Genomic DNA, 15,699 nt, shown 5'->3' with positions numbered 1-15,699 from the left:
GGTGGCGGCCGCGGATCAGAGCCCGTCCTGGCGGATGATGCTCGGGCCCTCGGTCGTGGATTCCACCACCAGGCGCGCGGCGAGCTGCTCCTTCATGGCCTCGACGTGGCTGATGACGCCGACCGTGCGCCCGCCCGCCCGCAGGGCGTCGAGGGTGCGCATGGCGAGATCGAGGGTCTCGGGGTCCAGCGATCCGAAGCCCTCGTCGACGAAGAGGGTGTCGAGGCGGATCCCGCCTGCGCGGCTCGTGACGACCTCGGCGAGCCCGAGGGCAAGAGCGAGAGAGGCGAGGAAGGTCTCTCCGCCCGAGAGCGACTGCGGAGACCGGAGCTTGCCCGTATGCGCGTCCAGCACGTCGATCCCGAGCCCGGACGCCCGTCCGTGAGAGGCCTTCGCATCCGAGTGGTGGAGGGTGTACCTCCCGGCGGACATGTCGTCGAGGTGGAGGTTGGCGGCGGCGACGATCTCCTCGAGCTCCGCGGCCAGCACGAAGGTCTCCAGGTCCATCTTCTTCGTGTTCGGCGCCCGTCCGGCGACCGTGTCGGCCAGCCGCGTGACGACGGCGGCCTGGTCCTCGAGCTCGCGAAGCCCGTCGCGCGCCCCGTCGATCCCCGCGAGCAGTTCGCCGAGCCGTTCGGCGTCGGAACGGGCATCGCGCTCGGCCGCGATCGCCGCGGCACGGGCGTGGCCGGCGGCTTCGCGAGCGGCTCGAGCGGACTCGACCTCGGCAACGTCGACATCGACGGTCTGCAGCTCCAGGTCGAGAAGCCGCGCGCGGACCCCCGCCTCGGCTTCGGTGTGGCCACGGATCTCGTCATCGAGCCGGGTCCGGTCGGCCTCATCCTGCAGCGCCGCGGCGGCATCGGCGGCGTCGGCGAACTCGGAGGCATCCAGACGCTCGGCGAGATCCGCGGCGGCCGCGGCGAGGCTGCGCTCGGCCTCCGCTCGCCGCTCCGAAGCCCGGACGCACGCGCGCGCCCGATCACGGCGGGCCGTGGCCTCGACGAGGCGTTCCGCGACGGAGGCGCTGCCGCCCCGCGCCTCCGCCACCCGCGACTGCAGCGCTTCCAGGGTGGCCCGCAGACCCGTGAGGCGCTCGCGGTGCTCCCCCAGTCGGGTCGCGACCCGGTCTCGTTCGATCGCGGCGGCGGCGGCGAGTTCATCGAGCTCCGCGCGGCGCGCGTCGAGGCGCTCGACCTCGGCGGCGGCCTCCCGTCGGGCGCGGACCTGCTCACCGGCGTCGGCCTCTTCCTCCGTCAGCTCGTCGACGCCTCTGCCCCCCGAACGGGCAGTCGCCGCGGCGTGGCGCTCCCGGACGGCCCGCGCGGTGTTCGCCGCCTGGAGCTCGGCCTCGCGCGCGGCGTCACGACGCTCCTCGGCCTGAGCCACCGCGTCGTCGTCGATCGCGGGGTGCTGCGGGGCGGAGGCCGGTGCCGGATGCGACGTCGACCCGCAGACCGCGCACGGCTCGCCGTCGACGAGGGCCGCGGCCAGCTCACCGGCGCGGTCGGCCACCCGACGCTGCAGGAGGGCGGTGACCTCCGACGCCGCCTGCGAGGCAGCCTCGGAGGCGGCGAGGTAGGCACGCTCGGTGTTCTCCAGCTCGCCGGCGAGACTCGCCGCCTCCCGCGCGGCCGCGAGGCGATCCTGGAGCTCGGCCTGCTGGGCCTCCGCCGCGGGGAGCTGCGCCGCCTCGGTCCGCGCGGCGTCCCGCGCGCGCTCCAGTCGCTCACGCTCGGCGGGAATCTGCGCCTGTTGCGCGTCGAAGGTCGCGAGGCGCTCAGTCTCCTCTTCGATATCGAGCGCGAGGGACTCGATCGTCGCCGAGGCCACGGCCGCCTGCTCCTCATCGGCGAGCGCCTCGGTCCAGCGGGCGATGTCGCCCGTGAGCGCTTCGAGGGTCGCCGCGGGATCGGCGTCGCCGGCGTCTTCCTCCCAGGCCTCACGTGCGGAGCGTTCTTCTTCGACCGCGTCCCGCCACGCCTCCTCCGTGCGGGCGACGGCGTCCAGCGGAGCCCGCACGGCTTCTGCCTCCCGCGCCCGGTGGAGGCGCCCGCGCGCGGCATCGATCGCGGGTCGCGCGGCCTCGAGCCGCGCCCACTCGTGACGGGCGGCATCGAGCGCGACCAGCCGTTCGGCGTGCGCGAGAGCGGCCGACAGCGCCTGCTCCTCGGCCGTCGCGGCGGCCTCGGCCTCGGCGCGAGCACGCTCGGCGGCCTCGACACGGTAGCGTGCCCGTTCTCCGGCGACAGCCACGGCATCACGACGCCGAGCGAGATCGTTCGCCGGGATCTCTCCCGACGTGCTGCCTTCGAGATCGCGCTGGCCCACGAGCCGCTCGGCCAGCTCGAGAAGCGTCCGGGTGCGCTCGCCCGCCGTCTCGAGCTCCCGCTGGAGGGCCTTGCGCCGCGTCTCCAGCTCCTCCTCATACCGCTCGAACCGCCGTGTGCCGAACAGCGTCCGCAGCAGCGACTGTCGCTCGGCGGCCGTGGCGAGCAGGAACCTCGAGAACTTGTTCTGGGCGAGCAGGATGACCTGCTGGAACTGCTGAGCGTTCAGACCGAGGATCTCGTCGAGAAACTGCGCCACCTCACGCGGCTTCGCGGCAAGGCCCAGCCAGCCGCCTCCCGTCCACTCCTCCAGCACCGCCCGCTGGGGCTCCACCGTCATGCCCCCGCCGCGCTTGGCGGGCCGCTCGTACTCGGGAGCTCGCGTCACCCGCAGTCGCCGCTCACCCTGCGTGAACTCGAGCACGACCTCGGTGGGGTCGCCGAGGAAGCTGTGGTCGCTGCGAAGGCGCCGCTCACCACCCTCGTAGCGGGGGACGGAGCCGTACAGCGCGAAGCTCACTCCGTCGAGGATGCTCGACTTCCCTGCGCCGGTGCGCCCCGAGATCAGGAAGACGCCGTGGCCGTCGAACGCATCGAAGTCCACCGTCTGCGTCTCACGGAACGGGCCGAACCCGGTGAGGTCGAGACGGTGCAGCTTCACGCCGCCGCCTCGACGCGCACGCGCGCGGCCAGGACGTCGTCGATCAGCTCCTGTTCGGCCTCTGACGCTCCGACGCCCTCGCGGACGTGCACGAGGAAGGCCTCGACGAGTTCGCGATCGCTGCGGGCCGCACGCACGCGCTGCGCGTAGGTCATGCCGTCGGCGGGCGCGATCTGCGCCGGCCGGTGCACGACCTTGGCGCAGTGCGGGAACCGCTCCTGCAGCCGGCGCAGCGGATCGCGCTGCGGGAGGTCGTCGGTGTACTCCGCGCACACCCACGCCTCGCGCTCACCCTCGTATCGCTCGTCGCTCAGGAGCTCGTCGAGGGGCGCAGTGAGGGTGACCACCCGTCGCGGCACCGGCAGGGCGAGCCAGGTGATGTCGGCGCACCCGTCGGCATCGAGCTCGACGAGCCACGAGCCACGGGGCTTGTCGCCTTCGCCGAAGCTGTAGTGCAGGGGCGCGCCCGCGTACCGGATGTGCTCGGCGAGCCGTTGCCGGCCGTGGATGTGGCCGAGCGCGGCGTAGTCGACGCCGTCGAACGCCTTGAGGGGGACCACGTCGAGGCCGCCCTGCTGGATGTCGCGCTCGAGCTGCGGCGTGGGCTCGACGCCGGCCGCGAAGCAGTGGGCGATCGCGACAGCGCGCGTGCCGCTCTCGGTCGCTCGGCGACGCGCGAGATCGTCGCGGACGAGATCCATGGCGTGGGTGAGCGCGCCCTCCTGCGTGCGCACCTCGGGCCAGACGTGGCGCAGGAGCGCGGGCTCGAGGTACGGGATGCCGTAGAAGTGCACCGGCCCGTGCTCGTCGGCGATCGTGATCGGCGTTCCGACGCTCGCCGGATCGGTCACCACGCTGATCCCGTCGCGGAGGAGCCCCGCCTGGAAGCCGAGGCGCGCGGCGGAATCGTGGTTGCCGCTCGTGACGATCACGCGTGCCCCGGCGTCGGCGAGGCCGCGCAGCGTGTCGGTGAGCAGGACGTAGCAGTCGCCCGCCGGCGCGGACGAATCGAACACGTCGCCGGCCACGATCACGACGTCGACGTCGTGCTGCTGCACCTGAGCGGTCAGCTCGGCGAGCACACCGCGCAGCGCTTCGAGCGTGGAGTGACCGTGGAAGGTCCGCCCGATGTGCCAGTCGGAGGTGTGCAGGATCCGCATGGGTTCCACGCTACGAGCGAGCACCGACATCGCCGCCGAGGCGTGCGGGCGACGGCGCGGATCGGGAGGGTCAGTCCGGTGAGTCCGCCCGGCGGGCCCGCCGCCGGGATCCGAGATCGACCACGCCGAGCACGAAGGCAAGACCCAGGAACAGCGCGACCGCGGCCATCCCGTAGGCGTAGGCGTCGTGGTAGACCGCGAGGGCGTGGCGGCCGTCGTCCTCGCGGTAGATCGTCGCGTAGAACAGCGACAGCCCCACGGCGGTGCCCACGGCCGTTCCGATCCGCTGCCCGAGTTGACCGACCGACCCGGCGAGACCTCCCGAGCGGGTGGGGATCTCGGCGAGGGTCAGCGTCTGGTTCGGGGCGACGACGAGGCCCGCCCCGACACCGGTGACGAGCATCACGGCGGCCATCGCGTAGGCCACCACCCCCGGCGGGACCGTGTAGGCCACGATCGCCAGCGCCGTCACCCCGAGGAGGACGACGGCCAGGCCCGCCACCACGAGCGGCCGCCCCAGCCGGCCCACGAGGTTCCCGCCGAACCACGCGCTCACCGCGCTCGCGACCGCGAACCCGATCGAGACCATGCCGGCGAAGACGGGCTCCAGCCCGACCCCTTCCTGGAGGAACAGCGTGGTGAGCAGGAACATCGCCGGGATCGCCGTGAAGTAGGCGGTCACGATCAGGGTGCCGTTGCGGAAGGAGGCGACGTCGAAGAGTCCGAAGGGGATCAGCGGACTCCGCCCGGACGCCGCGTACCTCCGCTCCCACGCGATGAAGGCGGCGACGAACACGGCGAAGACGGCCAGCGACCACCAGCGGCGGGGATCGTCGTCGGGAGAGCCGGTCGTGAACAGGAACGGCCACATGAGGGTCAGCACGCTCACCGCGAAGAGCACCAGGCCCACCGGGTCGAGATGCACGCGCCCCGGAGCCGGTCGACGCGTCGCGGGGAGGAGCCAGACGACGCCGGCGATCACGAGGACGCAGAGCGGCACGTTGAGCCAGAAGATCCAGCGCCAGCCGTCCTGCGCTCCGCCGAGAGCGATCATGAGACCGCCGAGAGTGGGCCCGAACGCGGTCGCGATCCCGATCGTCGCGCCGAAGAGGCCGAACGCCCGCCCCCGCTCCTTGCCGACGAAGAGCTGCTGGATGGTGCCGAGCACCTGCGGCATCTGGATGCCCGCGGCCAGTCCCTGTACGAGCCGGGCGACCAGGAGCACCTCGGTCGTGGGAGCGAGAGCGCACACGACGCTCGTCAGGGCGAACAGGCTCAGGCCGATGAGGAAGAGCACGCGGCGCGAGCGCTGGTCGCCCAGTCGCCCGAACGGGACGAGGGCCAGACCGAACATCAGGACGTAGCCGGAAACGACGAGCTGGAGCTCGGTGGAGGCGGCGTCGAAGGCGGCCTCGATCGAGGGCAGCGCGACGTTGACCTTGCTGAGGTCGAGGATCGTGAGCGCGGCCACCGACACGCACACCCAGAACGCGCGCCAGCGCTGACCGTGGGAGAGGGGAATGCTGGCGGTCTGTGGCGACGTCATCGCGTCCAGGCTACTGCGCGGCGGCAGCGCGGGCCTCGCGCTTCTGCTGCTGGAACACCCGGATGGCCTCGTAGCGGTCCGCCGAGCGCGCCCGGCGTTTGGCCGCCTCCACCTCCCGCGTCTTGGGCGGCGCGCTCGTGGTCAATCCGTCGACGAGTAGCCGCGTCGCCGCGGCGATCTGGGCGACGGCCTGCTCGAACGCCTCCCGGTTGACCTGCGACGGCGTCGTGGTGCCGGCGATCTTCCGGACGTACTGCAGGGCGGCGTCCCGGCACTCGTCGTCGGTCGCGGCGGGGTCGAGATTGTGGAGGGGCACGATGTTGCGGCACATGCCCCACACGGTACGTCTCCTCGGCGCCGTCCGACAGGGGGTCGGTACGCTCGATGTCGTGCCCGAGAACGACGCCCTCGATCAGGCGGCCGATGCCGTCGACAGCGCCATCGACAAGATCACGGGGGTGCCGACCGACGACGGCGAGATCGAGGAGTTCTCCGCCAGCGGCATGACCCTCTTGGCCGAGGCCCGCGGATCGGAATCCGCCGGGACCACGTTCGTCCTCGTCCACGGGATCGGAATGGGACGGAAGGTGTTCGCCGATCTCGTCCGCCGGCTCCAGCCTCACGGCCGCGTCATCGCCATCGACCAGCCCGGCTACGGTGAGGCTCCCGAGCCGCCGCGGACGCCGACCATAGAACGCACCGCCGACCTCGTCGCCGCCTACCTGCGCAAGGTCTCCCGTGGCCCCGTCGTCCTCATCGGTCATTCAATGGGCACGCAAGTGGCCACGGAGGTCGCCGTCCGCCATCCGCAGACCGTGAAGCGGCTCGTGCTCGTGGCCCCGACCGTCGACCGCCACCATCGGCATGCCCTCAGCCAGCTCGCCCGCCTGGGGATCGACCTCCTCGGGGAGAGCCCCAAGGTCCTGCTCCTCGGCGCGCGCGAGTACCTGCGCGCCGGACCGCACCTGCGGCGGAAGATGACAGCGATGCTCACTCACCGACCGGAAGAGGCATACCCCCGCGTCGAGGCGCCCACGCTCGTCATCCGCGGGGAACGCGATCGCGTGTCGACGGTGCGCTGGTGCGCCGAGGTGGCGGCAGCGCTTCCCGATTCCCGTCACTTCACCGTTCTCGGGCACGGGCACGAGACCCTCATCCGCGATGCGCGCCCGGCCGCCCAGCGGATCCTCCGCTTCTGCGACGAGGGGTAAGCACCGCGACCCGACGGCTCACCCGGCCAGGTCCCGCGCGAGCGCCGCGATCTCGTCGTCGTCCATCGAGATGCCCGCATCGTTCAGCCTGCTCCGCAGGGCCTGCTCGATGGTGGCGGCGTCCTGGCCACCGAGGTCGGCACGGGTCTGCACCACGACACCATCCAGACGCTCGTCCTCGGTGGTCTCGTTCTGAGCGAGGGCAGGTTCGGTCTGCGCCCCGGAGGCGGCCTCCGCGCCATCGACGGGAAACCCATGCGCGGAGTCCGTCATCGCTGCGCCTCCTCGTCGCGCTCGGCCTGGGCGTCGGTCACGAGGTCGGGATCGAGTCCCTGCTGGATCTCGGCGCTCTCCACGAACGGGTCGGAGATGTCCTCCGTCGCGTCCACGGGCTCCGCCGATCCTGCCCCGCCGCTGCCGTCCCGCTCGTCGTCCTCACCCCGTCCCGCCTCATCGGCCGGGGAGGGCGCCTCGTTATCCGCGGCCGGGGCGCCGCCGCCCTCGGGGGCCCAGCCGCCGGACGGCTCGGCATCGATCATGTCGTCGGGCAGGTCACGGGTCATGGCATCCTCCTGGATCGCCCCGGAAAGGGGAAGGAGTCCACCCTCGCGCGCGCACGAGGTGCCGGCGAGTCCCTTGACCGCAGACGCCGACGCGGCTAGAGGCGGGCGCGCGTGACGCCGCCCGTCAGCGGGGTGCGGCCCGTCAGCGGGGCGCGAGGATGCCGGAGCGCTCGGGATGCGCGGCGAACCAGTCGGCGGCGTACCAGCACACCGGCTGGACGACACGGTCGGCGCGCTCCTCGAGCTCGGCGACGGCGCGGTCGACCACCTCGGCGGCGTAACCGTGCCCGCGGAAGGTCGGCACCGTGTACACACGCGTCATCGCGAGGGTCCGTCCGTCGTCGCGGTAGTCGATGATGCTCACGAGGTCGTCGCCTCGGTGGAGGGTATAGCGGGAAGCGTCCTTCTCGTCGGCGAACGTGAAATCGGTCACCCCTCCACGCTACGCCCGTCCGCCGCCGCCGTGGCCAGCCACGCGTCGACCTCTCGGCGCGTTCGCAGCCGCACGATGGCTTCCCCGGCCGCCTGCCTTCTCGTCATACGCTCCCGGTTGGCCGCGAAGCTCGTCCACGCCCAGCGGATGATGTTTCGCTCCGGATCCCAGCGGAGCCAGCTCGAGATGCGCTCGCGATTGCCGTGCCACAGCTCCTCCCTCAAGAGGCCGCGGCGGAGCGTCCGCCCCAGCACCCGTCGCATCACGACGGCGCGCGACGGGTCCAGCCAGATCACGACATCCGCGCCGCCCGGGGTCCCGGGGTCGAGGAGTCCGCGCAGGGAGCTGTTCCAGTTGCCCTCCGCCACCCAGCCCCCGGGGTGCGCATCCACGAAGTCGCGCACGAGCTGGAGGGCCTCCTCGGGATCGCGCTTGCGCCAGTCGGCGTCCCAGAACACGGCGTCGAGCTCCAGGTGCGGCAGCCCCTGCTGCGCGGCGAGCCGGCGGGAGAAGGTGGTCTTCCCCGAGCCCGAGGTTCCGACCACGCGAAATCGGCGTGGAGAAATGGTCATGAGTTGAGCAATCTGTCACATTCCGTCATCTACGATCGACCATTATCCAGCGGTTTGACACACCGCGACACGCTTCGTCATAATCAAGCCCATGACTGACAACGCACGCATTCTGTCCGCCCGGGAGGCGAACGGATCTGCCGGCATCATGATGCCGCGTGTCGTCATGTGTTGTCGAATGTGTTGACGCTGACCAGCCGACCCGCTGACTCAGCCGCCGTCACCGACACGGTGACATCCGCCGGGTGCGCCCGCCGGTTCTGACCCGGGCATCCTCCGGGAACGGCCGCCGCACCCCCGAGACCGATCCGCCGCCCACAACGCGGGGGTGGTGCTCTCGCCACAGGCCTCGCCGCCACTCGCAACACGCTGAACCCGCTCCGGCGCATCGCCCGGGTTCGTTCCGAAGGACTTCCGACCATGTCGAACACCGCTCTCCTGACCGCTCCCCCTGCGTCCCGCCACCTGCGCGCCGTGGAGGATCTCGCTCCCCGCCGCCCGGCCACAGCTCCTGCCCCGGCGCAGCGCCCCGACGCCGCACGTGCGCCGCGCCCCCAGACCACCACCGCGCCCCGCGGATTCGCTCTCTACGTCGGCATCGACGAGGCCAAGGCCGCGGCCGACGGGGTCAGCCTCTCGACGCTCGTCGAGGCGCTCCGGCGCACGCTCGGGGAACTGGCCCCCCACGCCGAGACCTACGCGACCGTCGCCCTGGCCCCCGTCGGCGCCGGAGGACGCGACGTCGACGTGGTCCGCCTCGCCCTCCACGAGCCCAGCGCCGTCGCCCGCACCAAGGACGACGAGCCGGCCGAGGACGACGTCGCCGGCGGCGGCGTGGCGATCGACATCTCGCGGCGCCGCGTCCACATCGACGGCGCCCCCGCGGCGCTCACCTTCAAGGAGTTCGAGCTGCTCCAGTACCTCGTGCTGCGTGAAGGGCGCACGATCGAGCGTACCGAGCTGGTCGGGTCGCTGTGGAGCCACACCGAGGCCGGCGAGGCGCCCGGCGAGCGCACGATCGACGTCCACGTCCGGCGCCTGCGCTCCAAGCTCGGTCGCTACGAGGACATCGTGCGGACCGTCCGCGGTATCGGCTACCGCTTCGACCGGCACGCCGATGTCGCGATCCGCTACGGTCACGGCACCCCTTCGCCCGACCGCTTCTGAGAGGCGACTGCGGCCGCCCCGTGTCGGTGGGGGTCGCCTAGAGTGACGGCATGGTGATGCCCGCGGTCTCGGAGAGCCCCGCGACGCGCGACTCGCCTCCGCGGGAGACCGAATACCGTCCTCGTGAACCGATCGACGTGGCCCGGGCCATCGCCTTCCAGCAGCGTGGCGCCCACGATCCGGCGCAGATGTCCGTCGGTGGCGTGATCTGGCGCGCGTCGCGGACGCCGCAGGGTGTCGCGACGCTCGCGGTGCGGGTGCAGCGCGGCGCCGTGCGGGCAGCGGCCTGGGGACCGGGCGCGGGATGGGTGCTCGATCAGCTCCCGGGCCTCTGTGGTGGGAGGGATGACCCCGAGGGATTCGATCCGTCCGCCCATCCCCTGGTGGCGGCCGCCCACCACCGGTTTCCGGCGCTGCGCCTCGGGCGGACCGACCTCGTCTTCGACGCTCTCGCGAGCGCCGTATTCGAGCAGAAGGTGACGGGACTGCAGGCCTTCGGCGCGTGGCGATGGATCCTCACGCGCTTCGGCGAGCGCGCTCCGGGACCGACTCCCCGATCGATGTTCGCGCCGCCCGCCGATTGGCAGCGCATCCCGAGTTGGAGCTGGCACCGCGCCGGTGTCGAGCCGCCGCAGTCGCGGACGGTCACGGCGGCCGCGCGCCGTCGCTCCTCGCTGGAACGGGCCGTGGCGGCGGTGGCCGATGATGCCGCGGCGATCGACCGTCTCCTGAGGAGTCTCCCCGGCGTCGGGGCGTGGACGAGTGCCGAGGCCCGCATCCGCGCGTGCGGAGATCCCGATGCGGTGAGCGTCGGGGACTACCATCTCGCGCACGAGGTCGGATTCGCCCTCACCGGTCATCGCGTCGACGACGACGCGATGGTGGAGCTCCTCGCCCCCTGGGCGGGGCACCGCCAGCGCGTCATCCGCCTGCTGGGGCTGAGCGGGGTGCACGAGCCCCGACGCGGCGCCCGCCTCCATCCCGAGGACCACCGATCACGCTGAGATCGCCGCTGCGCAGGGGCTCTGATTAGGCTGAGCGGATGAGCCAGGACCATCAGAGACAAGGGCGCGGCTGGCCGCGCGGACGCATCGGCTGGCTCGTGGGCACCGTGGTGCTCCTCGGCCTCGGGGTGCTGGTGGGCCTGATCCTGCAGAGCGTGTGGCTCGGGATCACCCTCGCCGTCGTCATCTCGATCGGCTGGCTCATGGCCTACGAGTCCTGGCGGGGCCGCACTCCCGGCCTGAACGACCCCTGGGACGACGGGGCGCAGCTCTGACCGCGGTTCCCGGCGACCACGTCAGGCCGGGGCGTCCTCGTCCTCTTCGGGGTTGAAGTTCGACGGCTCGTCGGTGTGCCCCGCGGCCACACCGTCGGGGTCGGGCGGGATCGTGCCGTCCTGACCCAGTCCGCCCGGCTTGGGTGTCGGGTCGCTGGCGCCGGTGTCTTCGTGGTGGTGGTCGTGGTGTGCAGCGTCGGACATGTCGCTCCGCCCTCCTCCGTCATCGCGCGGCACATTCCGCCGCGTCACCGGCGACGCTAGCGGCCCGGCGCCGCCCCGTCGCGGGGCTTGACCCTCACCCGCCCACGCGGTACGGGGAGATCGGCGTCCGCGCCTCGGACCTCACATCTCCTCGTGCGTGTCGGGGTCGCCGCCCCACAGCCTCCCGCGCTCGAGCCCGCTGATGGCGGCGACCTCCTCGTTCGAGAGGAGGAACCCGAAGACGTCGGCGTTCTCGATTTGACGAGCAGGATCGGCCGACTTGGGAATCGGCGTGCTGCTCAGGAGCGTGTGCCACCGCAGCACCACCTGGGTCGGGGTCACGCCGTGCGCCTCGGCGATGTCGACGATCACGCGCTCGGTCAGCAGTTCGCTCCTCCGCGCCAGCGGACTCCAGCTCTCGGTGCGGATGCCGTGTGCGGCGTGGAAGGCGCGCAGGTGCTGCTGCGGGAAGTAGGGGTGGAGCTCCACCTGGTTGACCGCCGGCGCCACCCCGGTCTCGTCGATGAGGCGAGTGAGCATCGCCTCGGTGAAGTTCGAGACGCCGACCGAGCCCACCTCCCCCTCGTCGCGGAGGGCCAGCATCGCCCGGTACGTCTCGACGTACTTGTCCTGGCTCGGGTTCGGCCAGTGGATGAGGTACAGATCGATACGGGAGAGACCGAGGCGCTCCAGCGAGCCCCGGGCGCTGCGCACCGTCTCGTCGAAGCCGTGATCGCGGCCGGGCACCTTGGTCGTCACGAGGAGCTCGTCGCGGATGCCGGAGCGGCGGACGGCCTCACCGACTTCGGCCTCGTTCTCGTAGTTGACGGCCGAGTCGAGAAGCCGGTAGCCGTTCGAGATGGCGGCGACCATCGCCTCCACTCCCTCCTCGCCGCGGAGGTTGTACGTGCCGAGACCGAGCTCGGGAAAGTCCGTGCCGTCGTTGAGCGTCACCGTGGGAATCGTCAGCATCCGTCCACGCTACGCCTCCTCTCCCCTGCTCCGGTGGCGGGGAGGCGGCGCTTGACCGAATGTCGACAGCGTCGCTATCGTGGCAAGGCTGTGCCGCCGGCACGGCATGACGGAGGAACGACATGCACACGCACCTGCGCGCGCTCCCGCAGCGGAATCTGGGATACCCCCAGTTCCGCGACGAGTCGTACCCTCCGGCGCGCGCCGTCTGACACCGTTACCGTCACGACGCCCCGCACCGCACAGGTTCGGGGCGTTTTTCGTGTGTTCCTCTCCGCACGTGGCCCCCGGACCATCCACGAAGGAAAGGAACCATGGAGAAGCTCACGAACAGGCTGCTGTCGTGGGCGAGCATTCTCGACGAGAAGACCGTCGAGCAGGCCCGCACCTCGTCGCGCATGCCGTTCATCTACCCGCACCTGGCGCTCATGCCCGATGCGCACCTCGGCAAGGGGGCGACCGTCGGGTCGGTCATTCCGACCCTCGGCGCCGTCATGCCGGCCGCCGTCGGTGTCGACATCGGGTGCGGCATGATCGCTGTCCGCACGCAGTTCACGAAAGCGCAGCTCCTCGGCCGCGACCTGACGGCACTGCGGGAGCAGATCGAGCGGGCCATCCCGCTGTCGGCGGGTCGCGACAACCGGAAGATCGTCGCCACCGCCGAGCCGCGCATCGCCGAGCTGGAGGAGCTCGCGGCGAAGAACGAGTTCGATCCGTCGCACTATGCCGGTCACTGGCGCCACCAGCTCGGGTCGCTCGGATCGGGCAACCACTTCATCGAGGTGTCCGTCGACGAGACGGATGCCGTGTGGATGTTCCTGCACTCCGGCTCGCGGGGCGTCGGCAACAAGATCGCGACGCACCACATCGCCGTCGCCCAGCGCCTCGCCACGCAGTGGTGGATCCCGCTGCCCGACCGCGACCTCGCCTACCTGGTGGAGGGAACCGACGAGTTCCGGCGCTACATCCGAGAGCTCCGCTGGGCCCAGCGCTTCGCGCTCCTCAACCGCGAGGAGATGATGGACCGGGTCTCGCGGCAGCTGTCGGAGATCATGGGGGCGGAGGTCGAGGAGCGCGAGCGGATCAACTGCCACCACAACTTCACGGAGAGCGAGATGCACTTCGGGAAGCGTGTGTGGGTGTCGAGGAAGGGCGCGATCCAGGCGGACGCCGGCCGGCCGGGACTGATTCCGGGGTCGATGGGCACGGCGTCCTACGTCGTGTCGGGCCTCGGCAACCCGCTGTCGCTGAACTCCTCACCGCACGGCGCGGGGCGGGAGTACTCGCGTTCCGCCGCCCGGCGCACCTTCACGCACGACCAGTTGCGGGAGGCGATGACGGGGATCGAGTTCCGTGACACCGACGCGTTCATCGACGAGATCCCGCAGGCCTACAAGCCGATCGACCGGGTGATGGCCGACGCGGCCGATCTGGTCGAGGTGCGGCACACGCTCCGCCAGCTCGTCAACGTGAAGGGGGACTGACGACGAGGGGCACCGGGGACACGGAGGACGAGTGATCAATCGGGACGATTTCGATCGTTGCGCGTGATCGCTTCGGCTCCTACCGTGTCAACGGTGTCCCTTCGCACCCCACCCCGCGACTCGTCCGCCGCACGGCGTGCCCGCGCCGCCGTGGCGGCGCTGTTCTTCACCAACGGCGCCCTGTTCGCGAACATCCTTCCCCGCTACCCGGAGATCAAAGAAGCGCTCGGTCTCGACAACGCCGCGTACGGATTCACGGTGATCGCCTTTCCCGCCGGAGCGATCGCGTCGGGATTGGCCGCGGGATGGATCATCCGCTGGTCCGGGTCTGCCCGCGCCGCGGTCCTCGGAACCGTGGTGACCGCCGCGGGAGTGCTGGCGGCGGGGCTCTCCCCGACCCTCGTGCTCTTCGTCGTGGCGCTGTTCCTCGCGGGCGCCGCCGACGCGATCACCGACGTGGCCCAGAACGCGCACGGCCTGCGCGTGCAGCGGGAGATGGGGCGCTCGATCCTCAACTCCTTCCACGCCGTGTGGTCGATCGGCGCGGTGACAGGCGGCGCGATGGCCGCCGCCGCGATCGCTCTGCGCCTGCCCCTGGGGATCCATCTCGCCGTCTCCGGCGCGCTCTTCGTGACACTCGCGCTCGTCGCCTTCCGGTTCACCCTTCCCGGCCGCGACCCCGAGAACGTCGCGGTGGCACCGCTCGACCCCGACGCCGCGCCCGCGCGGCGCGGCCCGAGCGCCCGGATCTGGATGATGCTCGCGGCCCTCGTGCTGATCGCGACGGCGGGCACCACCGTCGAGGACGCCGGGTTCTCGTGGGCGGCGCTCTATCTCCGCGGCGATCTGGACGCGGCACCAGCGCTGGCAGCCGCCGGCCTCATCGCCCTCGTCGGCGCGCAGTTCGTCGGCCGCCTCATCGGTGATCCGCTCGTGGACAGGTTCGGACAGCGGACGGTCGCCATCGCCGGGGGTCTCGTGCTCGCGATCGGCATGGGTGCGGCGCTCCTGTTCCCGAGTGTTCCGGGCACGATCGCGGGGTTCGCCGCCGCCGGGCTGGGCGTGGCCACCCTCGTCCCCGCCGCGATGGCCGGCGCCGATGCCCTGCCGGGTCTTCGCCACGGCACGGGCCTCGCGATCGTGTCGTGGTTGATGCGGCTCGGGTTCCTACTCTCGCCACCGCTCGTGGGACTCGTCTCCGACGGCATCGGGTTGCGCGGCGCTCTCGTGATCATGCCGATCATGGGAGTGCTGGTGCTGCTCCTGAGCGGCGTGCTCCCCGCGCGTCAGGGCCGACGCCAGGCTTCCGCCGATGATCCGGATTGAGACACTGGTGCCATGGAACGATCCGAGCGCCAGCGCGCGATCATCCGCGCGGTCGACTCCGGTCGGCGCTCGGTGGCCGACCTCGCCGAGCTCACCGGGATCTCCGCGGTCACGATCCGGCGCGACCTCTCCGAGCTGAGTGCGCAGGGCGTGCTGCGGCGCGTCCGCGGGGGAGCCGCCCCGGTCATCAACCGGGGCGAGCCCTACCCCTTCCCCCTGCGGATCGCGTCGGCGACCGCCGAGAAGGCGGCGCTCGCTCACGCGGCGGCGGCGCTGATCGAGCCGGGGATGAGCGTCCTGATCGACAACGGGACGACGGCGCTCGCCGTCGCCACCGAGCTCTCCGGCCGTGGCGTCACCGCGCTGGCGCTGTCCCTGCACGCGGCGGCGGCGCTCGCCAGCCGGCCCGGGAACGAGATCATCGTGCCGGGCGGGGTGGTCCACGAGGGAGATCTGGCGTTTATGGGGGCCAGCGCGGTCGACGCGGTGCGCGAGATGCGGTTCGACTACGCCGTCATCGGCGCATGCGCCGCCGACCCTGCGACGGGGCTGACCGTGGCCCGGTGGGACGATGCCGCCGTCAAGCGGGCCGCGCTCGTCTCCGCCCGCCGGGCGATACTCGTCGCAACGACAGACAAGTTCGAGCGGACGGCGGCCCACCGTTTCGGAAGCCTCGACGACATCGACACCCTCGTCACGACGGCCGATGCGCCGGTGGCCGCGCTGCGGGACGCCCGCGCCCGTGGCACGCAGGTGATCACCGTCGACCCGGTCCGTCCCTCCAGCTGAGG

General features: G+C 71.9%; 17 protein-coding genes. 7 read left to right on the top strand and 10 right to left on the bottom strand.

Annotated features, from left to right (window positions below; genetic code table 11):
• Nucleotides 1-15: 15 nt before the first annotated feature.
• From AVP41_RS15950 to AVP41_RS15935, 4 genes are all read right to left on the bottom strand, one after another.
• Entirely contained in the window at nucleotides 16-2,991 is a 2,976-nt protein-coding gene (locus AVP41_RS15950) for an AAA family ATPase (RefSeq protein WP_067166975.1), read from the bottom strand.
• Complete coding sequence (locus AVP41_RS15945) at nucleotides 2,988-4,151, bottom strand: exonuclease SbcCD subunit D (protein ID WP_067166971.1); 1,164 nt, start codon at nucleotides 4,149-4,151, stop codon at nucleotides 2,988-2,990. Before AVP41_RS15945 ends, AVP41_RS15950 begins: the two co-directional genes overlap by 4 nt.
• Before the next feature lie 70 nt (nucleotides 4,152-4,221).
• Nucleotides 4,222-5,697: an MFS transporter gene (locus AVP41_RS15940; RefSeq protein WP_082829297.1), complete on the bottom strand. Its 1,476-nt coding sequence runs from the start codon at nucleotides 5,695-5,697 to the stop codon at nucleotides 4,222-4,224.
• Between the two features lie 10 nt (nucleotides 5,698-5,707).
• Complete coding sequence (locus tag AVP41_RS15935) at nucleotides 5,708-6,028, bottom strand: DUF2277 domain-containing protein (RefSeq protein ID WP_067167278.1); 321 nt, start codon at nucleotides 6,026-6,028, stop codon at nucleotides 5,708-5,710.
• A 58-nt stretch (nucleotides 6,029-6,086) separates the two neighbouring features.
• Here AVP41_RS15935 and AVP41_RS15930 point away from each other — a divergent pair, with 58 nt between their 5' ends.
• Nucleotides 6,087-6,908, top strand: coding sequence for an alpha/beta fold hydrolase (locus AVP41_RS15930; RefSeq protein ID WP_067167275.1), 822 nt, complete (start codon nucleotides 6,087-6,089; stop codon nucleotides 6,906-6,908).
• Between the two features lie 18 nt (nucleotides 6,909-6,926).
• Here AVP41_RS15930 and AVP41_RS15925 read toward each other — a convergent pair whose 3' ends face one another.
• The 4 genes from AVP41_RS15925 to AVP41_RS15910 form a co-directional block, all read right to left on the bottom strand.
• Nucleotides 6,927-7,181 (bottom strand): hypothetical protein, encoded by a 255-nt coding sequence (locus tag AVP41_RS15925; protein ID WP_067166968.1) that lies wholly within the window; start codon nucleotides 7,179-7,181, stop codon nucleotides 6,927-6,929.
• On the bottom strand, nucleotides 7,178-7,471 hold the full coding sequence (locus AVP41_RS15920) for a hypothetical protein (protein ID WP_067166964.1): 294 nt from the start codon (nucleotides 7,469-7,471) through the stop codon (nucleotides 7,178-7,180). Before AVP41_RS15920 ends, AVP41_RS15925 begins: the two co-directional genes overlap by 4 nt.
• Before the next feature lie 142 nt (nucleotides 7,472-7,613).
• Nucleotides 7,614-7,904: a GNAT family N-acetyltransferase gene (locus AVP41_RS15915; RefSeq protein ID WP_067166960.1), complete on the bottom strand. Its 291-nt coding sequence runs from the start codon at nucleotides 7,902-7,904 to the stop codon at nucleotides 7,614-7,616.
• Entirely contained in the window at nucleotides 7,901-8,476 is a 576-nt protein-coding gene (locus AVP41_RS15910; protein WP_067166956.1) for an AAA family ATPase, read from the bottom strand. Before AVP41_RS15910 ends, AVP41_RS15915 begins: the two co-directional genes overlap by 4 nt.
• 420 nt (nucleotides 8,477-8,896) lie before the next feature.
• Between AVP41_RS15910 and AVP41_RS15905 the strand changes: the two genes are divergently transcribed.
• The 3 genes from AVP41_RS15905 to AVP41_RS15895 are packed head-to-tail and all read left to right on the top strand — an operon-like array spanning nucleotide 8,897 to nucleotide 10,922.
• Nucleotides 8,897-9,643, top strand: coding sequence for a winged helix-turn-helix domain-containing protein (locus AVP41_RS15905; RefSeq protein ID WP_067166952.1), 747 nt, complete (start codon nucleotides 8,897-8,899; stop codon nucleotides 9,641-9,643).
• A 50-nt stretch (nucleotides 9,644-9,693) separates the two neighbouring features.
• Complete coding sequence (locus tag AVP41_RS15900) at nucleotides 9,694-10,647, top strand: DNA-3-methyladenine glycosylase family protein (protein ID WP_197464373.1); 954 nt, start codon at nucleotides 9,694-9,696, stop codon at nucleotides 10,645-10,647.
• 38 nt (nucleotides 10,648-10,685) lie between these two features.
• Nucleotides 10,686-10,922 carry a hypothetical protein gene (locus tag AVP41_RS15895; protein ID WP_067166949.1) on the top strand — a complete coding sequence of 79 codons (237 nt, stop codon included), beginning with the start codon at nucleotides 10,686-10,688 and terminating at the stop codon, nucleotides 10,920-10,922.
• A 21-nt stretch (nucleotides 10,923-10,943) separates the two neighbouring features.
• Here AVP41_RS15895 and AVP41_RS15890 read toward each other — a convergent pair whose 3' ends face one another.
• Together AVP41_RS15890 and AVP41_RS15885 are read right to left on the bottom strand one after the other, a co-directional pair.
• Nucleotides 10,944-11,126, bottom strand: coding sequence for a hypothetical protein (locus AVP41_RS15890; protein WP_067166946.1), 183 nt, complete (start codon nucleotides 11,124-11,126; stop codon nucleotides 10,944-10,946).
• 141 nt (nucleotides 11,127-11,267) lie between these two features.
• Nucleotides 11,268-12,098 (bottom strand): aldo/keto reductase, encoded by an 831-nt coding sequence (locus AVP41_RS15885; protein WP_067166942.1) that lies wholly within the window; start codon nucleotides 12,096-12,098, stop codon nucleotides 11,268-11,270.
• Between the two features lie 314 nt (nucleotides 12,099-12,412).
• Here AVP41_RS15885 and AVP41_RS15880 point away from each other — a divergent pair, with 314 nt between their 5' ends.
• The 3 genes from AVP41_RS15880 (at nucleotide 12,413) to AVP41_RS15870 (ending at nucleotide 15,697) form a co-directional block, all read left to right on the top strand.
• Complete coding sequence (locus tag AVP41_RS15880) at nucleotides 12,413-13,582, top strand: RtcB family protein (RefSeq protein ID WP_067166940.1); 1,170 nt, start codon at nucleotides 12,413-12,415, stop codon at nucleotides 13,580-13,582.
• 93 nt (nucleotides 13,583-13,675) lie between these two features.
• Nucleotides 13,676-14,908 carry an MFS transporter gene (locus AVP41_RS15875; RefSeq protein WP_067167267.1) on the top strand — a complete coding sequence of 411 codons (1,233 nt, stop codon included), beginning with the start codon at nucleotides 13,676-13,678 and terminating at the stop codon, nucleotides 14,906-14,908.
• 12 nt (nucleotides 14,909-14,920) lie between these two features.
• Nucleotides 14,921-15,697, top strand: coding sequence for a DeoR/GlpR family DNA-binding transcription regulator (locus tag AVP41_RS15870; protein ID WP_067166937.1), 777 nt, complete (start codon nucleotides 14,921-14,923; stop codon nucleotides 15,695-15,697).
• The last annotated feature ends 2 nt before the right edge of the window (nucleotides 15,698-15,699 follow it).

This window comes from Microbacterium sp. TNHR37B, from assembly GCF_001620065.1.
Classification (GTDB): Bacteria; Actinomycetota; Actinomycetes; order Actinomycetales; family Microbacteriaceae; genus Microbacterium.
Note: the sequence above shows the minus strand (reverse complement) of the source record. Positions and strands in the feature narration are given on the sequence as shown.